This is a genomic window from Rhizobiaceae bacterium (genome assembly GCA_023953835.1).
Taxonomy (GTDB): domain Bacteria; phylum Pseudomonadota; class Alphaproteobacteria; order Rhizobiales; family Rhizobiaceae; genus Mesorhizobium_G.
This window is the reverse complement of record JAMLJB010000001.1, coordinates 674,058-696,890: the sequence shown is the minus strand read 5'-3', so window position 1 is coordinate 696,890 and position 22,833 is coordinate 674,058. Positions and strand designations below refer to the sequence as shown.

At 62.0% G+C, this 22,833-nt stretch carries 24 protein-coding genes and 1 tRNA gene; 14 read left to right on the top strand and 11 right to left on the bottom strand.

Annotation, left to right across the window (positions count from 1 at the left end; all coding sequences use genetic code 11):
• The first annotated feature begins 69 nt into the window (after positions 1-69).
• Positions 70-1,338, top strand: coding sequence for an MATE family efflux transporter (locus M9924_03300; protein ID MCO5063422.1), 1,269 nt, complete (start codon positions 70-72; stop codon positions 1,336-1,338).
• Here the strand turns inward: M9924_03300 and M9924_03295 are convergent.
• Both M9924_03295 and M9924_03290 read right to left on the bottom strand, forming a co-directional pair.
• Positions 1,323-2,405, bottom strand: coding sequence for a quinone-dependent dihydroorotate dehydrogenase (locus M9924_03295; protein MCO5063421.1), 1,083 nt, complete (start codon positions 2,403-2,405; stop codon positions 1,323-1,325). The two genes, M9924_03300 and M9924_03295, sit on opposite strands and share 16 nt — an antisense overlap.
• Positions 2,406-2,407: 2 nt before the next feature.
• On the bottom strand, positions 2,408-2,755 hold the full coding sequence (locus M9924_03290) for a DUF952 domain-containing protein (GenBank protein MCO5063420.1): 348 nt from the start codon (positions 2,753-2,755) through the stop codon (positions 2,408-2,410).
• A gap of 99 nt (positions 2,756-2,854) precedes the next feature.
• On the opposite strand from M9924_03290, the gene M9924_03285 reads away from it, so the two are divergent.
• Both M9924_03285 and M9924_03280 read left to right on the top strand, forming a co-directional pair.
• Positions 2,855-3,280, top strand: coding sequence for a hypothetical protein (locus M9924_03285; GenBank protein MCO5063419.1), 426 nt, complete (start codon positions 2,855-2,857; stop codon positions 3,278-3,280).
• Between the two features lie 97 nt (positions 3,281-3,377).
• Positions 3,378-4,031: a response regulator transcription factor gene (locus M9924_03280; protein MCO5063418.1), complete on the top strand. Its 654-nt coding sequence runs from the start codon at positions 3,378-3,380 to the stop codon at positions 4,029-4,031.
• Positions 4,032-4,044: 13 nt separating this feature from the next.
• On the opposite strand, the gene M9924_03275 is transcribed toward M9924_03280, so the two are convergent.
• Positions 4,045-7,524, bottom strand: coding sequence for a hybrid sensor histidine kinase/response regulator (locus M9924_03275; protein ID MCO5063417.1), 3,480 nt, complete (start codon positions 7,522-7,524; stop codon positions 4,045-4,047).
• A 199-nt stretch (positions 7,525-7,723) separates the two neighbouring features.
• Between M9924_03275 and mscL the strand changes: the two genes are divergently transcribed.
• The 3 genes from mscL (at position 7,724) to M9924_03260 (ending at position 10,642) form a co-directional block, all read left to right on the top strand.
• Complete coding sequence (gene mscL / locus M9924_03270; GenBank protein MCO5063416.1) at positions 7,724-8,164, top strand: large conductance mechanosensitive channel protein MscL; 441 nt, start codon at positions 7,724-7,726, stop codon at positions 8,162-8,164.
• Positions 8,165-8,278: 114 nt separating this feature from the next.
• Positions 8,279-9,445, top strand: coding sequence for a pyridoxal phosphate-dependent aminotransferase (locus M9924_03265; GenBank protein ID MCO5063415.1), 1,167 nt, complete (start codon positions 8,279-8,281; stop codon positions 9,443-9,445).
• A 114-nt stretch (positions 9,446-9,559) separates the two neighbouring features.
• Entirely contained in the window at positions 9,560-10,642 is a 1,083-nt protein-coding gene (locus tag M9924_03260) for a branched-chain amino acid aminotransferase (GenBank protein ID MCO5063414.1), read from the top strand.
• Positions 10,643-10,714: 72 nt separating this feature from the next.
• On the opposite strand, the gene hemA is transcribed toward M9924_03260, so the two are convergent.
• Positions 10,715-11,992, bottom strand: coding sequence for a 5-aminolevulinate synthase (gene hemA / locus M9924_03255; GenBank protein ID MCO5063413.1), 1,278 nt, complete (start codon positions 11,990-11,992; stop codon positions 10,715-10,717).
• Between the two features lie 346 nt (positions 11,993-12,338).
• Between hemA and galE the strand changes: the two genes are divergently transcribed.
• Together galE and M9924_03245 are read left to right on the top strand one after the other, a co-directional pair.
• Positions 12,339-13,331, top strand: coding sequence for a UDP-glucose 4-epimerase GalE (gene galE / locus M9924_03250; protein MCO5063412.1), 993 nt, complete (start codon positions 12,339-12,341; stop codon positions 13,329-13,331).
• Positions 13,332-13,393: 62 nt separating this feature from the next.
• Positions 13,394-13,708, top strand: coding sequence for a hypothetical protein (locus M9924_03245; protein ID MCO5063411.1), 315 nt, complete (start codon positions 13,394-13,396; stop codon positions 13,706-13,708).
• 3 nt (positions 13,709-13,711) lie between these two features.
• On the opposite strand, the gene M9924_03240 is transcribed toward M9924_03245, so the two are convergent.
• Positions 13,712-13,858, bottom strand: a complete 147-nt coding sequence (locus M9924_03240; protein ID MCO5063410.1) for a hypothetical protein — start codon at positions 13,856-13,858, stop codon at positions 13,712-13,714.
• 141 nt (positions 13,859-13,999) lie between these two features.
• Here M9924_03240 and M9924_03235 point away from each other — a divergent pair, with 141 nt between their 5' ends.
• The 6 genes from M9924_03235 to M9924_03210 are packed head-to-tail and all read left to right on the top strand — an operon-like array spanning position 14,000 to position 20,295.
• Positions 14,000-15,052 (top strand): dipeptidase, encoded by a 1,053-nt coding sequence (locus M9924_03235; GenBank protein ID MCO5063409.1) that lies wholly within the window; start codon positions 14,000-14,002, stop codon positions 15,050-15,052.
• Between the two features lie 35 nt (positions 15,053-15,087).
• On the top strand, positions 15,088-16,731 hold the full coding sequence (locus tag M9924_03230) for an ABC transporter substrate-binding protein (GenBank protein ID MCO5063408.1): 1,644 nt from the start codon (positions 15,088-15,090) through the stop codon (positions 16,729-16,731).
• Between the two features lie 45 nt (positions 16,732-16,776).
• The gene (locus tag M9924_03225) at positions 16,777-17,814 is read left to right on the top strand and encodes an ABC transporter permease (GenBank protein MCO5063407.1); all 1,038 of its coding nucleotides are present in this window, start codon (positions 16,777-16,779) and stop codon (positions 17,812-17,814) included.
• Positions 17,811-18,725: an ABC transporter permease gene (locus M9924_03220; GenBank protein MCO5063406.1), complete on the top strand. Its 915-nt coding sequence runs from the start codon at positions 17,811-17,813 to the stop codon at positions 18,723-18,725. The genes M9924_03225 and M9924_03220 overlap by 4 nt, the downstream gene beginning before the upstream one ends.
• Complete coding sequence (locus M9924_03215) at positions 18,722-19,555, top strand: ABC transporter ATP-binding protein (protein ID MCO5063405.1); 834 nt, start codon at positions 18,722-18,724, stop codon at positions 19,553-19,555. Before M9924_03220 ends, M9924_03215 begins: the two co-directional genes overlap by 4 nt.
• Positions 19,552-20,295, top strand: a complete 744-nt coding sequence (locus tag M9924_03210; GenBank protein ID MCO5063404.1) for an ABC transporter ATP-binding protein — start codon at positions 19,552-19,554, stop codon at positions 20,293-20,295. The genes M9924_03215 and M9924_03210 overlap by 4 nt, the downstream gene beginning before the upstream one ends.
• 52 nt (positions 20,296-20,347) lie before the next feature.
• On the opposite strand, the gene M9924_03205 is transcribed toward M9924_03210, so the two are convergent.
• The 6 genes from M9924_03205 to M9924_03180 form a co-directional block, all read right to left on the bottom strand.
• Positions 20,348-20,629: a glycine zipper domain-containing protein gene (locus tag M9924_03205; protein ID MCO5063403.1), complete on the bottom strand. Its 282-nt coding sequence runs from the start codon at positions 20,627-20,629 to the stop codon at positions 20,348-20,350.
• Positions 20,630-20,885: 256 nt separating this feature from the next.
• Positions 20,886-20,961: transfer RNA gene (locus tag M9924_03200), tRNA-Phe, on the bottom strand.
• Positions 20,962-21,145: 184 nt separating this feature from the next.
• Entirely contained in the window at positions 21,146-21,343 is a 198-nt protein-coding gene (gene yacG, locus M9924_03195; GenBank protein MCO5063402.1) for a DNA gyrase inhibitor YacG, read from the bottom strand.
• A complete protein-coding gene (locus tag M9924_03190) occupies positions 21,343-21,984 on the bottom strand; it encodes a Maf-like protein (GenBank protein MCO5063401.1) in 642 nt (213 codons plus the stop codon). Before M9924_03190 ends, yacG begins: the two co-directional genes overlap by 1 nt.
• A 39-nt stretch (positions 21,985-22,023) precedes the next feature.
• Entirely contained in the window at positions 22,024-22,242 is a 219-nt protein-coding gene (infA, locus tag M9924_03185; protein MCO5063400.1) for a translation initiation factor IF-1, read from the bottom strand.
• A 104-nt stretch (positions 22,243-22,346) separates the two neighbouring features.
• Positions 22,347-22,829: a UPF0262 family protein gene (locus M9924_03180; GenBank protein MCO5063399.1), complete on the bottom strand. Its 483-nt coding sequence runs from the start codon at positions 22,827-22,829 to the stop codon at positions 22,347-22,349.
• Positions 22,830-22,833 lie beyond the last annotated feature (4 nt).

The window sequence follows — 22,833 nt, the reverse complement described above, 5'->3', positions numbered from 1 at the left end:
TGGTCACTGAAACAGGCAGGCGGCTCATTCGAGGTGACCAACCGCACGGTGCTGGCCATTGCGGTGCCGATGACGTTTGCCTACGTCACGACGCCGCTCATTGGTCTGGCGGACACGGCGGTCGTCGGACAGCTAGGCGATGCGGCGCTCATCGGCGGACTTGCTGCCGGTGCCATCGTGTTCGATGTCGTATTCTCCACCTTCAATGGCCTGCGTTCAGGGACGACGGGTCTGGTTGCACAGGCGTTCGGGAGGAACGACGAGCGCGAACAGCGGCATGTCTTGATTCGTGCGCTTCTGCTGGCGACTGCCATTGGCCTGTCCATCGCGATATTGTCGCCGCTTATTTCTCTTGCCGGACAACGATTTATGGGCGCGGAAGCGGCGGTGAACATCGCTCTTGACCAGTATGTCCGCATACGCTGCCTCGCGGCCCCGGTTGCGCTCGCAAACTATGCGATCCTCGGCTACGTGCTGGGCAGGGGCGAAGGCACGTTGGGGCTGGCGCTCCAGATCCTGCTGAACTGCACTAACATCCTCCTGTCGGTGCTTCTGGGCCTTTATTTCGGCTGGGGCGTTTCCGGTGTGGCCTGGGGCACGGTCATCGCGGAATGCGTGGCTATGCTCGCCGGCGCGGTTCTCATCGCGCGCCGCTTCCGGCAAATGGCGGCGTTGCAATGGTCGAGTGTGCTCGACATCGGCGCGGTCAAGGCGATGCTCGCGCTCAACGGCGACATAATGATCCGCTCCTTCTGCCTGCTTGCTGCTTTTGCGCTCTTCGCCAAACACGGCGCGTCGCTCGGCACGGTCACGCTTGCAGCAAATGCGGTGCTGTTGCACCTGTTCATGATCGCCAGCTTCTTTCTCGACGGCTTTGCCACGGCAGCCGAGCAACTGGCGGGCAGGGCGCTTGGCGCGGGCGCGCGGCTGCCCTTCGTTCGTGCTGTGAAGCTCACCGCGCTTTGGGGTTTTGGATTTGCCCTGGGGGCGGTTCTCGTGTTTCTCCTGTTCGGTTCGTCACTGCTGTCGGCAATGACGACCGCCGATGACGTTCGGCGCGAGGCGGCCCGCTATCTGCCATGGGCTGCGTTCACCGGCCTGAGCGGCGTGCTCGCATTCCAGATGGACGGCGTGTTTATCGGCGCGACATGGTCGCGCGACATGCGCAACATGATGCTCGTATCTCTTGGCGCGTTTCTGGTTGCGCTGGCTCTGCTTGAGCCAAGGTTCGGAAATGCGGGGCTATGGGCAGCGCTCCACATTTTCCTGCTGTTCCGTGGCCTGACTCTGCTCGCGATGCTGCGATTGCGACTTTCCGGCATTCATTCCAGCGGCTGAGCAAGCCAATGGGACAGCCGCGTGTCACGCAGTTCGCGGATCGAAGTCGCGCCGCTCGCTTTGACCGCCTTGACCATGCCTTCGACGATGCGGTTGGGGAGGCTCGGCCCGCCATAGATCATCCCAGTGTACAATTGCACGAGATCTGCCCCGGCGCGTATCTTTTCCAGCGCGGTTTCCGCCGAATCGACACCGCCCACCCCGATGATCGGATAGTCCGCGCCGAGCCGCTTGCGCATGCAGGCCAGCGCCGCGGTCGAGCGCGCGAACAGCGGTCTGCCCGAAAGGCCTCCGGTCTCGGCGGCGGAAGGGCCCGCATGCAATCCCGTCCGCGCAATCGTGGTGTTGGAAACGATCAGCCCGTCCGTCCGGCTGGCGATCAGCTCCGCCGCGATGTCGTCCAGTTCGGCCTCGGAAAGGTCGGGCGCGATCTTGAGGAACACCGGGACCGCTCTCCCCGCCTGCGCGAAGCGGTCGCGTGCGGTCATCACGCGCGCAAGAAGCTCCGAAAGATGCTCGCGCGACTGCATGGTGCGCAGGCCGGGCGTGTTGGGGGACGAGATATTGACCGTCAGATAGCTCGCAAGCGCCGCGAAGCGCTCGATACCTAGCTCATAGTCGGCCATGCGGTCCGCGCTGTCCTTGTTCGCGCCGATGTTGACGCCAACAATGCCTTTGCGCGTGCGCGCCGTCAGTCGCGCTGCCGCCGCATCATGTCCTTCATTGTTGAAGCCAAGCCGGTTGATGACCGCGCGATCCTGTTCCAGTCGAAAGATACGCGGCTTCGGATTGCCCGGCTGAGGCAGGGGCGTGACCGTTCCGACTTCGGCAAAGCCGAATCCGAGGCGCAGCAGCGCGTCCGGCACTTCCGCGTTCTTGTCATATCCCGCCGCCATGCCGATCGGGTTGGGAAAATCGAGCCCGGCCAGCCGCACATGAAGCCGGGCGTCCTGCGCCGGCCTTGCAATCGGCGGCAGGCCGCACTTCAACGCCCGGATGGAAAGACCGTGCGCCGTCTCGGGGTCAAATGTGAAAAGCAGTCTCCTGCCGATCCGGTCCAGAAGCATCCTTACGGCTCCAGCGACGGAAATGTGTGCCCGCCATCGGAGCGCATCGGCAACGGCTTCACCCATTGCACAGCAGTGAGTGGCAGCGATGCATAAAGATGCGGAAACAGCGCGCCGCCGCGCGAAGGTTCATGTTTGAGGGCATTTCCCAAAGCATGGGCGCTGACCGCGACCAGCAGCAATCCGTCCTGCCCTGCAAAGTGTTTGGTGGCGGTTTCCGCGACCTGCTCCGCCGTCGAAAAATGGATAAAGCCGTCCTGATGGTCCACCGGGCTTCCTGAGAACGATCCGGCCTGTTCCGCCTCTCGCCACAATTCCCGGGGAACGATTTTGTAGATGGTCTCGTTCATGAGCGCCCTATAGGCTCAAGCAGGATGGTGGACAACCATTCATCGCAATTTCAGCATAAAGTGCGGCCACACTTCACCCCAGGCATGGAGGGTTTCGAAATGCGCATCCTGTTGGCATCAGTCCTTCTTCTCGGTTCCACCGTCATGGGGCCTGCCCAGGAGCAGGACCGCTACGCTCTGGAAAAGACGGATCAGGGCTATGTTCGCCTCGACCGGCGAACCGGAGAGATGTCGACCTGTCGCGATCAATCCGGGCAGCTCGTATGCCGCATGGCTGCAGACGAGCGCGGCGCCTTCGAGGACGAGATCGACCGGCTCAGGGAGCAGGTCTCCGCGCTTGAGGGGCGCGTTTCGGCGCTGGAGCAAGGTTCTGGCGGCAAGGGGCTGCCGTCGGAAGACGAATTCGACCGCACCATGTCCTACATGCAAAGGTTCTTCCGGGGCTTCCTGGAAATCGTCAAGGAATTCGACCGGGACCTGCGCGGCAGCGGCTCGGCAGAGGAAAGTGCTCCGAACAGGACCTGAGGCAATGGCCTGCATGAGTCCTTTGTTCTTGATCGGCGGGAGCGAAGCTGATTAACGTTGCATCAGCAACGCGGCCGAAGATCAGGGGAGGAGTCGCTTGCCCTCGGGCTATAAAATCGTCATCGCAGACGATCATCCGCTGTTTCGCGGCGCGCTGAAGCAGGCTTTGGCGGGGATAGGCAATGTCATCACCGTTCTCGAGGCGGGCGATTTCGAAGAGGTCAAGCAATTGGCCATTTCGACCGACGATATCGACCTCGTCCTGCTGGACCTTTCCATGCCCGGCGCAAGCGGTCTCTCGGCCTTGATTTCCTTGCGAGGAATACACCCCGACGTGCCCATGATGGTGGTGTCGGCCCATGACGACGTCACGACGATTCGCCGAGCGCTCGAACTGGGCGCCTCCGGCTTCATCTCCAAATCGGCTGCGATGGAAGAGATCAGGGAAGCGGTGGTCACCGTCCTGAACGGCGAAGTGGCTACGCCCACCGGAGTCGATCTCGGGGTAGAGCACGACCTGGAGATTTCAAACATCATCCGAAGGCTCCAGTCTCTCACGCCGCAGCAGACCCGCGTGCTGGGAATGCTGGCGGAGGGTCTGCTCAACAAGCAGGTGGCGTATGAGTTGGGCGTTTCAGAAGCCACCATCAAGGCGCATGTTTCGGCCATTCTTCAGAAACTTGACGTCGACAGCCGCACGCAGGCGGTCATCCTCCTGTCCAAGATCGGCCACGAGCCGCAACTGCAATAGGTCCTGACAGTAATCACTCAGCGGCTTCGGCGCTCTGGCGCAGCCGCGTTATCATGGACCGAAGTGCCGCCGGCTTGACGGGCTTGTTGAGCACCGGAACGTCGATCTCCGCTGCAGCGGATCGCACCTCGCTGGAGCGATCCGCCGTCACCAGCACGGCCGGCACATAACCCCAGCGCTGGCGCAGGAGCTTGATGGCATCAAGCCCGCTTTCCCGGTCGAGGTGATAGTCCGCCAGCACGATGTGTGGCGACGGGCCGTCAGCCGCGCCCGCGCCGTCCGCAGCCGTGCGCACCACGCAGCCCCAGCCCTCGAGCAAAATTCGCATGCTGTCGAGAATGCGGCTGTCATTGTCGATACACAGCACGTGCAGTCCGGCGAGCGTGCGCCCGACGCTTTTCGGCACAGGTTGTGTCGTGACGAGCGCCGGAGCGGCCTGCATGGTCACCGGCAGCAGGATCGAGAAACAGGTGCCGCGCCCCTTCTCGGAGTGAATCCGCAACTCGACCTGCAACACGCGCGCGATGCGATCCACGATGGACAGCCCAAGGCCAAGCCCGGGCGCTTCGCGCTTGCCTTCTTCGAGACGTGTGAATTCGCTGAAAACGGAAGAAAGCTTTTCCACGTCGATCCCGATGCCGGTGTCGAAGATCTGGATTTCCGCCAGTTCCCCGCGATGCCTCACGCCGACAAGGATGCGCCCCGTGCGGGTATATTTTATAGCGTTTGACACGAGGTTCTGGATCAGTCGCCGCAGCAGGTTGCGGTCGCTGGACACACGCAGCGAGGAGGGCACAAGGGTCAGCCGGAGGTTCTTTTCCAGCGCCAGCGGCTGGAAGTCGGTTCCGATCTGCTTGAGCAATGCGCCAAGCTCGAAGACGGAGGGGGAGGGCGTCATCGCGCCGGCGTCCAGCCGGGAAATGTCGAGAACCGCCCCAAGGATTGTCTCCACGGAGTCGAGCGAGGATTCGATGTTGTTCGCGGCTTCCGAGACGGATCGGTCACGCGCCTTTTCGATGAGCGATGCGCAATAGAGGCGGGCGGCGTTCAATGGTTGCAGGATGTCGTGGCCCGCCGCTGCGAGAAAGCGCGTCTTGCCCTGGTTCGCCTCGTCGGCGAGCATCTGCGCCTGCGCCAGTTCCTCATTGACGCGCAGCAGTTCGGACGTTCGGTCGCGCACCCGCAACTCAAGCGATTCATTGGCGCTTTTCAGGGCGAGATCGGCTTCGACGCGCGCCGAGATATCGGCATAGGTTGCGACCATGCCGCCATCCGGCATCGGATTGGAGCGTATCTCGATGATGCGCCGCGAATGCTTCAGCTCCATCTGCCACGGCCCTTCGGATGCGGCTATTCGCTTCAGCGCCTCGGCGCGCATGGCCGTGGTGATCTCTCCGCGTTCCACGAGCGAACGCAAGATGAGGTCCAGCGAGACACCGACCTGCCCAAGCTCGTCTGGCAGGTTGAAGAGCGAGCGGTATTGCCGGTTCCAGCAGGTAAGCCGCAGGTCGCTGTCGAAAACCGTGATCCCCTGTTCCATCTGGTCCAGCGCGATCTGGAGAAGGTCACGATTTTGCTGGAGCGCCTCGGTGGCGTCGTCCAGCAGACGGTAGGCGTCGCGGGCCGAAGCGTCGTTGCGCTTGAGCAGCAGCGACAGAATGAGCCGCGATGAGGAGGAACCGACCGCACTCGCCAGCAACTGCTCCGAAAAGCGTATGACCTCCGTTCCAGCCTGCTCGTTGCCGTCCAGCACGCGGCCATAGGCGTTCTGGAAACTCTGGAATGAGCGCTCGGTGCGTTCCACGCCGAGATAGCGGCCAATCGTGTCCTTGAGCTGGTTGACCGTCACCCGGGTGCGGAAACGGCGCAGGCTGGGCGCGGGCGCCGCGTCGCGCCGCACGAAGATCGATGCCTGAATGCGCTCCAGCGGTCGCGCGGCGCGTGACAGCGACCCGAGGATGAAGAAGGCAAGGTTGAGCGACAGGCTCCACAGCACGCCATGGTTCAGCGGCTCCGCAACCGTGCCGAACAGCGCCTGAGGCTTCAGGGATTCGATGCCGAGCGGCCCGTAAAGAACGATTGCCGCGTCCGGGGCGGCAAGCGTCGGCAGCAGCAATGTGTAGCCCCAGACGGTGATGCCGACTGCCATGCCGAGGATCGCGCCCCGGCTGTTGGCACCGCGCCAGATCAGCCCGCCGACGAAGGCCGGCGCAAACTGGGCAATCGCCGCGAAAGACATCAGGCCGATGGCCGACAGGCGCGAATTGCCCGTGCTTTCGCGGTAGTAGAGGAAGGCGGTGAACAGGATGATGAAGATGGCCGCGCGCCGGATATGAAGAATGACGGCGGACCAGTCTTCATTCTCGCGGGGGCTGGAGGTGAGCAGCCTGCGCACGAAAATCGGAATGACGAGGTCGTTGGAAATCATGATCGAAAGCGCGACGCTTTCGACAATCACCATCGCGGTCGCCGCCGACAGGCCGCCGATATAGGCGATCATCGCCAGCGTGTTGTGGCCCTGAAGCAGCGGGACCGACAGCACATAGAGGTCGCTGCTGGTGGCGTCGCCGACCGTGGCGCGCCCGGCCAGTGCAATCGGCAGCACGAACAGGTTGATCGCAATGAGATAGAGCGGAAACAGCCAGGTCGCCGTGCGCAGTTCCGAGGTGCTGCGGTTTTCGACGATCATCACATAGAACTGGCGCGGAAGCAGGATGATCGCAAAGCCGCTCAGCGCGGTCACCACCAGCCAGGAGCCGAGCGACGTGCGGTAGTCGAGCGCCGACGAAGCGTCCGACGACGCCGCGATCTTGTCCGCAAGCTCTGACGGAGACCCGAACAGGATGAAACAGGTAAACAGGCCGACCGCGAGAAAAGCCACCAGCTTGACGATGGATTCGACCGCGACGGCGAGCACCAGCCCGTCCTGATGTTCAGTCGCATCGGCGTGGCGCGTGCCGAAAAGAATGGCAAAAAGCGCCAGCAGCACCGCGACGACAAGAGAGATGTCGGAGACGAACGGATAGAAAGACAGCGGCGCGCCCGTGTAATATTCCACCATCAGGTTGACGGAGCCGGAGATCGCCTTGAGTTGCAGGGCGATGTAGGGAACCGCGCCGATCGTGGCGATCAATGTGGCGATGGCGGCAACGGAAAAGCTCTTGCCGTAGCGGGCGCCCAGAAAGTCCGCGATCGAGGTGATTTTCTCGCCCTTGGCCAGTCTCGCGAGCCGGTTGAGAAGCGGGAACCCGAAGAGGAACACGAGAATCGGTCCGACATAGATCGCGAGGAACTCGATGTTGCGCTCGCTCGCGAGACCGACCGAACCGAAAAATGTCCAGGAGGTGCAATAGATGGCGAGGCTGAGTGCATAGATGTAGGGTCGCGGCAGCCCGGGCCCTTCGCGCGCGGCGCGACGATCACCGAAGCTCGCTACCGCGAAAAGCAGCGTTACATAGACAACAGCCGTCAATACGACGAGCAGTCCCAGCACCCTTAACGGCCCTCCCTGTCCGGCCGAGGCAAGCACAGCCTGCCGAACTTGTCCATTCCGCTGCCGTCACCTCGATACAACGCCATGCTGCAAACTGTCAGCCGGATTCCATTAAGGGTTTTGCGAGCGATCCTTTTTGCTATCCTCAGCTGTGGCGATCGTCGTGGCGGCGCCTCTGTCACCAATCGGAGGGTGGATAATGCTAAAGGAATTTCAGGAATTTATCTCGCGCGGCAACGTCATGGATCTCGCGGTCGGCGTGATCATCGGCGCCGCGTTCAGCAAGATTGTCGATTCGGTCGTCAACGATCTTATCATGCCGATTGTCGGCCTTGCCGGTCAGCGCGACTTCAGCAACTACTTCTTGCCGCTTTCATCCAACGTCACCGCAACCTCGCTAGCCGCCGCCCGCGAGCAAGGACCGGTGATCGCATACGGAAACTTCGCCACGGTGCTGCTGAACTTCGTCATCCTCGCCTGGATCGTTTTCCTGATGGTTAAGGGGGTCAACACCGCGCGTCGCCGGCTTGAAAAGGAAAAACCGGCTCCGGCGCCTGCCGCCGCGCCCGCCGACGTGCAACTTCTCACGGAGATACGCGACCTTCTCGCGACCGGCGCCAAGCCCACAAAGGCGAAATAGACCTTCGAGTCCTGTCTGGATCAAGAAAACGTCCCCGGTGGTCGTCTCCGGGGACTTTCTTTTTTGGACGACACGTATAAATAGGACAGCAATTCTTACCTAATGGGTTTCCGGATGGACCTGCTCACTGCTTTGCGGCCTGAAGCGAGGCAAGCGCCGATCAGCGGCATTGTGGCCGTGATGACGCATGGGTGGGGCAAGCCGGGCCTCATCCCGTTGTGGGCGGGAGAAGGCGACGCTCCGACGCCGGAATTCATCAGCCGCCCTGCCATGGAATCCATGGCCGCGGGCGAAACCTTCTACACGCGGCAGCGCGGCATACCCGAATTGCGCGAAGCGCTCGCCCGCTACCATACGCGCCATTTCGGACGTGCGTTCGATCCCTCGGAATTTCTGGTCACGGGCGGCGGCATGCAGGCGATCCAGCTTTGCATCAATGCAACCGTCGGCGCAGGCGACGAGGTGATCTATCTTTCGCCGGCATGGCCAAACCTTCCGGCAGCAGTCGAAATCGCAGGGGCGAGGCCCGTGCCGGTGCGCCTCGACTTCAACGACAATGGCTGGACGCTTGACCCGGAACGCATCGAGGCGGCAATTACCCCGCGCACGCGCGCCCTGTTCATCAACACGCCGTCCAACCCGACCGGCTGGACCGGCGACCATGAAACGCTGCGGACGATCCTGGCGATTGCGCGCAAGCACGGGCTCTGGATCATCGCGGATGAAATCTACACGCTGTTTCACTTCGGCGGCGGGCGCGCACCATCCTTCCTCGACGTGATGGAGGAAGAGGACCGGGTTCTGTTCGTCAACACTTTTTCGAAGAACTGGTCGATGACCGGTTGGCGCATGGGATGGGTCAAGGTGCACCCCTCCCTTCAACAGGTATTCGAAAACCTCATCCAGTATTCGACCTCGGGCGTCGCCACCTTCATGCAGCGTGGCGGGGTTGCCGCGCTCGACGAAGGGGACTCCTACGTCTTTGCGCAGGTCGAGCGCGCGAGACGGGCGCGCGACCTGGCCACAAGCATCATTGGCGGCAGCGGACGCGCGCGTCTCACCGCGCCGGTCGGTGCGTTCTACCTGTTTTTCGGGGTGGACGGCATTTCCGATTCCGGCGCTGCGGCCTTCGATATCGTTGATGAGGCCAATGTCGGCCTCGCTCCCGGCACCGCTTTCGGCGAGGGTGGGGAAGCATTTTTCCGCCTGTGCTTCAACCGCCGGTTGGAAGATGTCGAAGAGGCTTCAAAAAGGATAGCGACGTGGATCGCCGGGCTGTGACATTCGCACGCGGGAGCCGCCGCTTGCCAAACGCAAGAACTGGCGTCACCACCAAGTTGAGATTTGCTAATATTTCAGCCGTTGCATCAAGAGGCGGCTGACGGGAGGTCAGGTATGACGCAGGAAGGCACTTTCAGGAAGATTGCCCACCCATCGCCCAAGACGGACGAAGAGCGTGCGGCCCTCATGGTGAACCCCGGCTTCGGCAAGGTGTTCAGCGACCACATGGTGACGATCACATGGACCGCGGACAAGGGTTGGCACGACGCCCGGATTCGCCCGCGCGAGCCGTTCCAGATCGACCCTGCAAGTGCTGTCCTTCACTACGCCCAGGAAATCTTCGAGGGCATGAAGGCCTATCGCATGACGGATGGTTCGCTCGCGCTGTTCCGCCCGGAAGAAAATGCCCGGCGCTTCAACCAGTCGGCGGAACGCATGGCCATGCCGGAGCTGCCCGAAAAGCTGTTCATCGAAGCGGTGGAAGCCCTCGTGCACACCGATGAATCATGGGTGCCGCAGGGCGACGGCAGCTTTTACCTTCGCCCCTTCATGTTCGCCAGCGAAGCGTTCCTTGGCGTGCGTCCGGCGAACGAATACATCTTCTGCGTCATCGGCTCGACGGTCGGGGCCTATTTCAAGGGCGGATACAAGACCGTTTCCGTCTGGATATCCGAGGAATACACGCGTGCCGCACCGGGTGGCACGGGCGCTGCGAAATGCGGCGGCAACTATGCGTCAAGCCTCGTGGCGACGGCGGAAGCGTTTAAGAACGGCTGCGATCAGGTGGTGTTCCTTGACGCGGTTGAGCGCAGATGGGTCGATGAACTGGGCGGCATGAACATCTTCTTCGTCATGGACGACAAGACCATCATCACTCCGCCGCTCGGCACGATCCTTCCCGGCATCACCCGCGAATCCATCATGAAGCTCGCCCATGAAGCCGGATACACGGTCAATGAGACGCCGTATTCCTTCGACCAATGGAAAGCCGACGCGGCCAGCGGCAGGCTTCGCGAGGCGTTTGCCTGCGGCACCGCAGCGGTCATCGCCGGCATCGGCACGGTGAAATATCCGGGCGGCACCTTCGCCATCGGCAACAGCGGCGATGGCGAGATCACCACAGAGTTGCGCGGCAGGCTGGTCGGAATCCAGCGCGGGTCGGTCGAGGACACGCACGGCTGGATGCACGCGCTGTAACGCTCCAACTCTTTCGCAGAACGAACTGGAATGATTCACAAAGGCCCGGCGGCATAGCCGCCGGAACGGCTCTTATCCGCCCGCTGCGGGAACAACCAGCGGAATGACCCGCTCTGACTGGGCGACCGTCGGACGGTCCTTTCCGGCATAGGGAATGCCCAGCGCGTTCCAAGTCTCGACCAGCGCATCCTTCAACACGTCGATCAGGGCATCGCTGTGAAAGGGGGTCGGCGTGATCCGCAGCCGCTCGGTGCCGCGCGGCACGGTCGGATAGTTGATAGGCTGGATGTAAATGCCGTGCTTCCCGAGCAGCCGGTCGGTCGCCATCTTGCAGAGTTCGGGATCACCAACCAGCACCGGCACGATGTGGGTCTCTGACGGCATGACCGGCAGCCCGGCATCGCCAAGCACCTGCTTGGTGCGCGCGGCCTGCTGCTGCTGGGCATCACGTTCGCTCTGCGATTGCTTCAGATGACGGATCGAGGTCGCTGCCGCCGATGCGATTGCAGGCGGGAGCGCCGTGGTGAAGATGAAGCCCGGCGCATAGGAGCGCACGGCGTCGACAACCGCGCGCGGGCCGCTGATATAGCCGCCAAGCGTGCCGAAAGCCTTTGCAAGCGTGCCTTCAATGATGTCGATGCGATGCGCGAGGCGCTCGCGCTCGGTGATGCCACCACCGCGCGGACCATACATGCCCACCGCGTGAACCTCGTCGATATAGGTCATCGCATTGTACTTTTCGGCAAGATCGGCAATGGCCGCGATCGGCGCGATGTCTCCGTCCATCGAATAGACGCTTTCGAAAACGATGAGCTTGGCACGTTCGCGCCCCGCCGTCTGGAGCATGCTTTCCAGATGCGCCACGTCGTTGTGGCGAAACACCTTCTTCTCCGCGCCCGAGCGGCGCACGCCTTCAATCATGGAAGCGTGGTTCAACTCGTCGGACAGGATCAGGCAATTCGGCAAAAGCCGCGCAATCGTCGAGATGGCCGCCTCGTTCGACACGAAGCCGGAGGTAAAGACCAGCGCGGCTTCCTTCCTGTGCAAATCGGCAAGCTCCTGCTCAAGCTCGACAAGCGGATGATTCGTGCCGGAAATATTGCGGGTGCCTCCCGCGCCGGACCCCATGCGCTCCGCCGTGCCCTGAAAGGCTGCGATCACGTCGGGGTGCTGGCCCATGCCGAGATAGTCGTTGGAGCACCAGACGGTGATTTCCTTCGCTTCACCGTTAAATCGCCAGATCGCCTGGGGAAATTTGCCGGCGATACGTTCAAGGTCCGCGAATACGCGATAACGGCGCTCCGCATGGAGCTGGTCGATCGCTTCCTCGAAAAACCGTTGATAGTTCATAGAGGCACTCCGAATTTGCGGGCGGATCATAAGGTCGCCCTTCGCACGCGTCTATTGTGCCTATGGAGGCAAAATGCCACGCCCGCATTGATGCAGGTCAAGTAGCCGGAAGGCTCGGGTCAGGACCTGCTAATTTGAACGAAATGGCACCCGAAACGGCCGCAAGCCGCCGCGTCGAACCGCTCGGACGATGGAACCCCATCGACCTTCGCGCTTCTCCTTGCACCTTTTTGTCGATTCAGGTGCCATTTCGTCCAAATTAATAGGCCCTGACCCTAGTTGCGCATCCGGCTTCAATCCGGCTAACTCCTCGCACAACCCGAATTGGCGGAATGCGGGGAGTTGCATGGCGGTGCTCGTGACCGGCGGAGCCGGATACATCGGAAGTCACATGGTGTGGGAGTTGCTCGATGCCGGCGAGGATGTCGTCGTCATCGACAGGCTCTCGACGGGGTTTGAGTGGGCGGTCGCGCCGGAGGCGAAGTTGGTCGTTGGCGATATCGGCGACACGGCGCTGACCGACAGTGTGATCGCCGAAAACGATATCGAATCGATCATTCATTTTGCGGGTTCCATCGTCGTGCCGGAATCGGTCACCGATCCGCTCGGCTATTACGCGAACAACACAACCAAGACGCGCAACCTTCTGGAATCGGCGGTCAAGGGAGGCGTAAAGCACTTCATCTTTTCCTCCACAGCTGCGGTCTATGGCGGGCAGGGGTCCGAGCCTGTGCGCGAGGATGCGGTGCTCAGGCCCGAATCGCCTTATGGGCGCTCCAAGCTGATGACGGAGTGGATGCTCGCCGATACAGCGGCGGCCCACCCGCTCACCTATACAGTGCTGCGCTACTTCAACGTGGCGGGGGCGGATCCGCGTGGTCGCACGGGTCAGTCCACGCCGGGCGCGACGCACCTCATCAAGGTCGCGAGCGAAACGGCGCTCGGCAAGCGCAGCCAAATGCAGGTATTCGGCTCGGACTACGCGACGCCGGACGGCACCTGCGTGCGAGACTACATCCATGTATCGGACCTCGCGGCCGCGCACAGGCTTGCGCTGGAGCGCCTGCGGGCAGGGGAGGGAAACCTCACCGCGAATTGCGGCTATGGTCACGGCTATTCCGTGCTCGAGGTGATCGACAGCGTTCGCCGCGTTCACGGCGGAGATTTCGATGTGCGCAAGGCTGAGCGCCGTCCCGGCGACCCCGCCGCAATCGTGGCCAATGCCGATCTGGCGCGCAGCGCGCTCGGCTGGAAGCCGCAGCGCGACAATCTCGACCTGATCGTCGGAGACGCACTGGACTGGGAGGCAGCGCTTACCCGGCGCAATACGGCGCGCTGAGACAGGAACCAACTCTGGGCTCGTCCGTTTTTCTGTGAACGATGCATCACTGAGGGCATGTCATGGCAAGCTATTTTTCCTACTCGCGCGACGAAGTGATCGAGAATTTGGAGGCGCAGCTCGCGAGCCTCCGCAAGGAAGTGAAGGGTCTGCGCAAGATCGCCGCGAAGCGTGGAGCGGCAGCGTATGAAGACGCCAGCGACGGCGTCGCACACATCTATGAAGAGATCGCCGACCGGGTCGTAGATGCCCTTCCGACCGTGCGCAAATCCGCGCGCACCGTGGAGCGGCATGCACGCGAAAATCCTGCTGCCGCCGCCGCTGTCGGATTGGTTGTGTTGGGCCTGCTCGCCGCAATGATGATGCGGCGGTCCTGACCCCTAGTTCTGTTCGACGGAAACGCCGTTCTGATCAATGCGCAGTTCGACGCCGTCGGGCTTCGATTCCTGCCGCCAAATGTAGAGGCCCATAACGATGACCGCTGCGAGGAGCACTCCAAGAAGCAAATAGAGGGTATTCTGATTCATCGACGATTCCTTCTTCGGTGTCCTTAATACACACAATAGGTGCGTGGTCCAAAGCTAACGCAATCCTGTGTTGCAGCGCGCCGCCCCCTTGATATGCAAAGCGACTGCTGAACATCATCGCGCAAAAACGTGGAGTGCGTGATGGAAGCGGTTTTCGACGGCCACAATGACGTGTTGCTGCGCATGTGGCTGAGCGCGCAATCCGGCAGCGATCCGGTCAGGGAATTTGCCGAGGGCACGCGGTCCGGCCATATCGACGGGCCAAGGGCGGCAGCGGGCGGATTGGCCGGCGGCCTCTGCGCTATCTACATCCCCGCAGGCCATCTCGCGCTCGATCGACCGGATGCGAAGGGCCACTATACCACCCCGCTTTCGCAAACGCTGGAGCGCCAGCCTTCGCTCGACATCGCAATTCAGAAGGCGGCCATCGCCGTGAAGCTGGACGAGGCGGGCGCGTGGCGGCTCTGCCGCAGCGTCGACGACATCGAGCACGCGATGGACGAAAAAATCTTCGCGGCGGTCATGCATATGGAAGGTTGCGAGCCGATTGACCGCGAACTCGCTGCGCTTGAAGTTTTCCACGCCGCCGGGCTGCGATCGCTCGGGCCGGTCTGGAGTCGCAACAACATATTCGGCCACGGCGTGCCCTTCGCCTATCCCATGAGCCCGGACACAGGGCCGGGCCTGACCGATGCCGGTTTCGATCTCGTGCGCGCGTGCAATCGGCTCGGCATTCTGATCGACCTTTCGCACATCACGGAAAAAGGATTTTGGGACGTCGCCCGCACCACCGACCAGCCGCTCATCGCCAGCCATTCGAACGTCCATGCGCTGACCCCGGTGGCGCGCAACCTCACCGACCGGCAACTCGATGCGGTCAAGGAGAGCAAGGGCCTCGTCGGGCTGAACTTCGCCGTGACCATGCTGCGGGCCGACGCGGGCGACAATGTGGACACCCCGGTCGACAGCATGATCCGCCATGTCGACTACATGGTGGAGCGCATGGGAATCGACTGTGTCGCGATCGGCTCGGACTTCGATGGCGCATCGATTCCCGCGCAGATTGGGGACGCAGCCGGCCTTCAATTCTTCGTTGAAGCCCTGCGAAGCGCCGGATATTCTGGACGGGAGCTGGCAAAGATATGCCGGGAAAACTGGTTCCGCGTCCTGCGTGCCGCCTGGGGCGAAAACTGACAAAAACGTCAATGATTACAGAAGGGAACAGAGTGATGATGATGCGAATTCATGCCACGCGTTCACGTGTCCTTTTGTCGGGGACGCTGCTTTCCGCTCTGCTTGCTGTTGTCCCTGCCGCGTTTGCCGACACCCCGCCGGACACTCTGGTTCAGGCCTGGGCAATCGATGACATGATCTCGCTGGACCCGGCCGAGGCGTTCGAGCTTTCGACCGGCGAAATCACCGGAAACACCTATGACATGCTTGTGCGTCTCGACGCCGCCGACACGACCAAGGTCATCAGCGGCATCGCGGATAGCTGGACCGTCTCCGACGACGGCCTCACCTATACGTTCAAGCTCAAGCCGGACATCAAGTTCGCATCGGGCAACCCGATCACCGCAGACGACGTGGCATGGTCGTTCGAGCGGGCCGTGAAGCTGAACAAGAGCCCCGCATTCATCATCCAGCAATTCGGACTGACGGCGGACAATGTGACCGACAAGGCGAAGGCTGCCGATCCGGGCACCTTCGTGTTCACGGTCGACAAGTCCTATGCGCCGACCTTCGTGCTGAACTGCCTGACCGCAACGGTCGGCGCAATCGTCGATTCCAAGCTGGTGAAGGAGCATGTGGCCGCCGTAGCGCCCAGCGAGGAATACAAGTTCGACAATGATTTCGGCAATGGCTGGCTCAAGACCAACTATGCGGGTTCGGGCCCGTTCAAGACGCGCGAGTGGAAGGCCAACGAAGCCGTCGTCATCGAGCGCAACGACAACTACTATGGCGACCAGGCCAAGCTCGCCCGCGTCGTCTACCGCCACGTCAAGGAGAGCGCCACGCAGCGCCTGATGCTGGAAAAGGGCGACGTGGATGTCGCGCGCAACCTGCAACCGGGCGACTTCGATGCGGTCAGCAAGAATGGCGACCTGGCGTTCACATCCGCGCCGAAGAGCACGGTCTACTATTTCAGTCTCAACCAGAAGAACGAAAATCTCGCCAAGCCGGAGGTGCGCGAAGCGTTCAAATATCTGGTCGACTATGAAGCGCTGGGGGAGACGCTTCTGAAGGGCATCGGCGTGATCCACCAGAACTTCCTGCCGACAGGTATTCTCGGCGCGCGCGATGACCTGCCCTACAAACTTGACGTCGCCAAGGCCAAGGAACTTCTTGCAAAGGCCGGCCTGCCGGACGGGTTCTCGGTCACCATGGACGTGCGCAGCCAGCAGCCGGTTTCCGGCGTGGCGGAGGCCATACAGGCGACCGCCGCACAGGCGGGCATCAAGATCGAGATCATTCCCGGCGACTTCAAGACCATTCTGACCAAGTACCGCGCGCGGCAGCACGACATGGCGATCCTGCAATGGGGCGTGGATTACTGGGACCCCAATTCCAATGCGGAGACATTCGCCTCCAACCCCAACAATGCCGACGATTCGATGAACAAGACGCTCGCATGGCGCAACGCCTGGGATGTCCCGGCCGACATGCAGCAGACGGTGAAGGATGCGCTGACAGAGCGCGATCCAGACAATCGCTCCGAAATGTATGCCGACCTGCAACAGAAAGTGCGCGACAACGGTCCCTTCGTCCTGCTTTGGCAGGAAATCGAAGTGGCAGGACTGCGCAAGAATATACAGGGCTTCCAGCTTGGCCCGACCTTCGACACGAATTTCGTGGCTCCGGTGACCAAATAGCGGGCAGGGGTTCCGCCATTGGCGAACGCCGCTGACCGCGCGACCATGCAGGGACGGCGCCATGCCGGCGCCGCTTTCCTCCGGTCGGCGGCAAATTTCATCGTCGTTGCCGCTATCACCTTCCTCGGCCTGATCACCGTCACGTTCTTCATTGGTCGCGTCATACCGATCGACCCTGTGCTGGCGATTGTCGGGGACCGCGCGCCAGCCAGCGTGGTTGCCGCCGCGCGCAAGCAATACGGCCTCGATCTCCCCCTGTGGGACCAGTACACGCTTTACCTCACCAAGGCGCTCAGCGGGGATTTCGGCAATTCCGTCCTGTCCACCTATCCGGTGATGGACGACATCAGGCGCGTGCTGCCCGCAACCTTCGAACTGGCCACCGTCGGCACCGTCATCGGATTGTTGCTCGGCATTCCCCTCGGCGTGCTGGCGGCGGTGAAGCGCGACAGCCTTGTCGATCAACTTGTGCGCGTGATCGGGCTGATCGGATATTCGGTGCCCATCTTCTGGCTGGGCCTCATCTCGCTTCTGGTGTTCTATGCCCGGCTCGGCTGGGTGGAAGGACCGGGCCGCATCGGCGTGGCCTACGAGTACAGCTTCACCCCGATCACCGGCCTGTTCCTGCTCGATGCGGTCTTGCAGGGCGATTGGAATGTGTTTGTCGACGTGTTCCGCCACGTCATCCTGCCGGGCGCGCTTCTTGGCTATTTTTCAATGGCTTACATCAGCCGCATGACTCGATCCTTCATGCTGAACGAGCTTTCGCAGGAATATATCGTGGCGGCGCGCGCAAAGGGCGTTTCCGAAACCCGCGTCATCTGGGGTCATGCGTTGCGCAACGCCGCGGTGCCTCTGGTGACGGTGATCGCGCTTTCCTACGCGACGCTGCTGGAAGGGTCCGTCCTGACCGAAACCGTGTTCGCATGGCCCGGCATCGGCTCCTATCTCTACAACTCGCTCCAGAACGCCGACATGAACGCCGTGCTCGGCGGCACCATCGTGATCGGCGCGATCTTCATCACGCTCAATCTCCTGTCCGACCTGCTCTATCGCGTTCTCGATCCAAGGACGCGCCCATGAGCGAAACCGCCATGTCCCGGCGCGAATGGCTGCTGAGCGAGCGCCCGCAATCGCGGCTGCAGGCAAGGCTCGGCCGCGCCTATATGAGCTGGCAGCGCTTCGCTTCCAACCGACTTGCGCTGGTTGGCCTCGGCATCATCGCCGCTTTGTTGTTCGTGGCCACTTTCGCCGATGTGCTGGCACCCTATTCCCCCGTCGCGGGTGACCTCAGACAGGGGTTGAGGCCGCCCGACTGGCAGCACTGGATGGGAACGGACGATCAGGGGCGCGACATTCTCTCGCGCATCATTTTCGGTTCGCGCCTGACGCTCTATGTCGTGGTGCTGGTCGCTATCCTCGCCGCGCCCATCGGGCTGATGGTGGGCACGGTTGCGGGCTATGCGGGTGGTTGGGTGGACACGATCCTCAGCCGCATCACCGACATCTTCCTCGCCTTTCCGAAACTCATCCTTGCGCTCGCCTTCGTGGCCTCGCTCGGCCCCGGCATCGAGAATGCGGTCATTGCAATCGCGATCACTTCATGGCCTCCCTATGCGCGCATCGCACGGGCCGAGACGCTGACGGTGCGCAATTCGGACTACATCGCCGCCGTGCGCCTGATGGGCGCGTCGCCCGCGCGCATTGTCGTGCGCCACATCATGCCGCTGTGCATTTCCTCGCTGATCGTTCGCGTGACGTTGGACATGGCTGGAATCATCCTTACCGCTGCGGGTCTCGGCTTTCTCGGCCTTGGCGCGCAGCCCCCGCTGCCCGAATGGGGCGCGATGATCGCGTCGGGTCGCCGCTTCATTCTCGACCAATGGTGGGTGGCGGCAATGCCCGGCATGGCGATCCTGATTGTCAGCCTCGGCTTCAACCTGCTGGGCGACGGCTTGCGCGACGCACTCGATCCAAGGGGTTCCAACCAATGAGCGCGCTGCTCACCGTGGAGGACCTGTGGGTCCGTTTCCAGACGCGAAGCAGCGCCATCGAGGCGGTGCGCGGTGTCTCCTTCCAGCTTGGGCGGGAACGATTGGGCATTGTCGGAGAGTCCGGCTCCGGCAAGTCGCAGACCGGCCGGGCGATCATGGGTCTGACGCCGCCGCACGCGCGGGTCACGGCGCGCAGGCTCTATTTCGACGGCATCGACCTGATGCGGTCCTCGGCGCGCCAACGACGCGAATTGCGCGGCGGCCGCATCGCCATGATTCTCCAGGATCCGAAATATTCGCTCGATCCGGTCATGACCATCGGCAGTCAGGTGGTCGAATCGCTGCGCACGCACGAGAAGATCGGCAGGGCTGAGGCGCGGGAGCGCGCATTGGCCATGCTGGAAAGCGTGCAGATTCGCGATCCGGCGCGTGTTTTCGACCTCTTTCCGCACGAGGTCTCGGGCGGCATGGGCCAACGCGCGATGATCGCCATGATGCTGATAGCCAATCCAGAACTGCTCATCGCCGATGAACCCACCTCAGCGCTCGACGTCACGGTGCAACTCGACGTGCTGCGTATCCTCGACCATCTGGTCACGGAGCGAGGCATGGGCCTGATCTTCATCTCGCATGACCTGCGGCTGGTATCGTCCTTCTGCGACCGCGTCATCGTCATGTATGCGGGCAGGATCGTCGAACAGCTCAAGGCATCCGAGCTTGCGCAGGCGCAGCATCCTTACACGCGCGGCTTGCTGGACTGCATGCCACGTCTCGACGTCGATCGTCATCCGCTGCCCACGCTCGACCGCAGGCCGGAGTGGGCGCTGTGACGGCGGCATTGGAACTGAATGAAGTCGCGGTTGTCTATGACGGTTTTCGAGCGCTCAAGGGGGTGAGCCTCAAGGTTGGTTCGGGCGAGGCTTTCGGACTGGTCGGAGAATCGGGTTCCGGCAAATCGACCATATTACGAGCGATAGCCGGGCTTGCCCCGGTTGCATCCGGCGCGATTTCCGTCGACGGGAGGGCGCTTGGGAGGAAGCGTGACAAGGCGTTCTACCGCCGCGTGCAGATGGTCTTTCAGGACCCTTACGGATCGCTGCATCCCCGCCAGACTGTGGACCGGCTGTTGCAGGAGCCGATTGCCATTCACGGCATGGACCAACCGGAGCTTCGCATCGTGCGCGCCCTTCAAGAAGTAGGTCTGGGTTCGGGCTTTCGCTTTCGCTACCCGCATCAGCTGTCAGGCGGGCAACGCCAGCGGATCGCGATTGCAAGGGCGCTGATCCTCGAACCCTCGATCCTGCTGCTGGACGAACCCACTTCGGCGCTCGACGCTTCTGTCCAGGCCGAAGTGCTCAACCTGCTCGAAGCCGTGCGCAAGGCGCGCGGTCTCACGTTTGTCCTCGTCAGCCACGATCTCGCGGTCGTCACCCATATGTGCGAACGCCTGATGGTGATGCAGCATGGCGTGGAAGTGGAAACGTTGCGGTCCGATGAATTGGCTGCCCACCATGCGCGTCAGCCCTATACACAGAAGCTCGTTGAAGCGAGCGCAGGCTTCCGGCGTTGAAAAAGAAAAGGCCCGGGCGATGCCGGGCCTCTCGAATGCAATGCCGAATGGATCAATAGCCGCTCGGGCAACGGGCCTCATAGATACGGCCATACTCGTCGCGATAGCGGCACCAGCCTTCGCGCGTATTGCCGTTGTTGTCCATCGCCTTGCCGACGAGCGCACCTGCAACCGCACCGACCGCACCGCCGATGAGGGCATTGCGTGTATCGTTACCGCCGGCGGCGGTGCCGAGTGCTGCGCCGCCAACGCCGCCGATCACCGCGCCTTTTTCAGCATTGGTGCAGCCTGCCAGCGGAACGAGCAGCGCGAGGCCGAGAACGAGTTTCTTCATTGATAAACCTCCAGAGATGACCCTTCGAGCGCATGAATACACGGATGCCCCTGCGTTACACAACGCCCCAGAGCCGGATTGGCTCCACTGGGAGTTGAACTTTGTTGCGTGGACGCCGCGCTGTCCCAACATGCTTGCCGCCACAAGCAGACAGAACATGGCAACCACAAGGCGAAGTTTCGCGAAAGCACAGAATTCGTTCGCTTTTCTGCCGGCCACTTGCGAGGGCGAATAGTTAGCTGACGCAAAGCAGAGGTGGTGCCCAGGGGCGGAATCGAACCACCGACACGCGGATTTTCAGTCCGCTGCTCTACCAACTGAGCTACCTGGGCCTGATGCAGTTTCAACAGAAGCTGCGTTGCGCAAGCGGGAAGTCCCCGAAAGGCGCGTGGGTTATAGCATGGGATTGACGGCTGTCCAGCGTCCCCGCAACGAAATTTCACCCCTCGCGCTAACTACATGAGATCGCGTCATTTTCTGTGCGATTGTGGGCGGTTGAACGGTGCTCGGCGCGGCTCACCGGTCGCCTTCGTCGCCCTCTTCCGCGTCGCCCTTCGGGCCGATCACATAGGAGCCGGAGAGCCAGCGATTGAGATCGATCTGCTTGCAGCGCATCGAACAGAACGGATAGGTCTCGCGCGCCGACGGCTTTCCACATTCGGGGCAGGGGCGGCGGCTGCGGATCGGCGTGACCTTTGCGGCGTCCGCGTTCATTAGCGCCCCGGCTTCGGCTGTCCGACGGTGAGCCAGCTAAAATGCACCGGATAGCCGTCGCCGGTCAGCAGTGCGACGGTCTCATAAAGCGGCAGCCCGACCACATTGGTATAGGAGCCCACCAGCTTGACCACGAAGCTGCCTGCGAGGCCCTGCACGCCATAGGCACCCGCCTTGCCGCGCCACTCGCCCGACGCGAGATAGGCGTCGAGTTCCTGACGCGACAGACGCTTGAATCTCACCCGGCTTTCGACGAGCCGCTGTCGCAGCTTGCCGTCCGGTGTGACCAGGCAGACGCCGGAATAGACACGATGCGTGCGCCCCGACAAAAGCTTGAGGCAGTTGGCCGCTTCGTCAAGGATTTCCGCCTTGGGCAGGATGCGGCGACCGACCGCGACCACCGTGTCGGCTGCCAGCACGAATGCGGGCTCGTATTCGCTTTCTTCCTTCAACCGTTGCGCGGCGTTTTCCGCCTTCTCACGCGCCAGCCGCTTGGCCAGCGAGCGCGGATGCTCCGAGCGCAAGGGGGTCTCGTCGATCTCGGTCGGGAAAACGCGGTCGGGCTCGATGCCCGCCTGTTGCAGCAGTTCGATCCGGCGTGGAGAGCCGGAGGCGAGTACCAGCTTTTTGTCGGTGCTCATCGCAGCGAATACCGTCCCGGCCGTCGAATCAGGACCGTCCTACTTGAAACGATAGGTGATGCGGCCCTTGGTCAGGTCATAGGGCGTCATCTCGACCAAAACCTTGTCGCCCGTCAGCACGCGGATGCGGTTCTTGCGCATGCGGCCGGCGGTGTGGGCAATGATCTCGTGTTCGTTTTCGAGTTTTACGCGAAACATCGCGTTGGGCAGCAGTTCCGTAACGGTGCCCGGAAATTCGAGGACTTCTTCCTTCGGCATTCTCTACCTTTGCTTGGAATCATGTGTTTTCGGCCGCGCCGAAAAGCTGGCGGAACCTATAGTATCGGGATCGATTTGTGAACCTTGGATTTGAAAGGGCGGCGTCATCCGCGCCAATGCAGCACGCATACCAGTGTGAACAACCGCCTCGCAGTGTCGAAATCCATTTCGATCTTGCCCGAAAGGCGATCCATGAGCGTCTGCGATCCCTCATTGTGCAGACCGCGCCTTCCCATGTCGATTGCCTCGATCTGGCTGGGCGTGGACGAGCGGATCGCGTCGTAATAGCTCTCGCAGATCATGTAGTAGTCCTTGATGATCCGCCGGAAGGGCGTGAGCGACAGTATATGCGTCACCACGGCCTCGCCGTTTTCCCGAAAGATCGCGAACACCAGCCGCGACTCAACCAGCGACAGCTTGAGCCTGTACGGTCCCGAATCATCGTTCACCGGCGCGAAACTGTTCTCTTCGATCAGGTCGAAGATCGCCACCGCGCGCTCGTGCTCGACATCGGGCGTTGAACGGCCGATCGTCTCGTCCAGTTCAACGTCCACGAGCTTTGCGTTGGTGCGCCCGGTGCCCGACATCCTG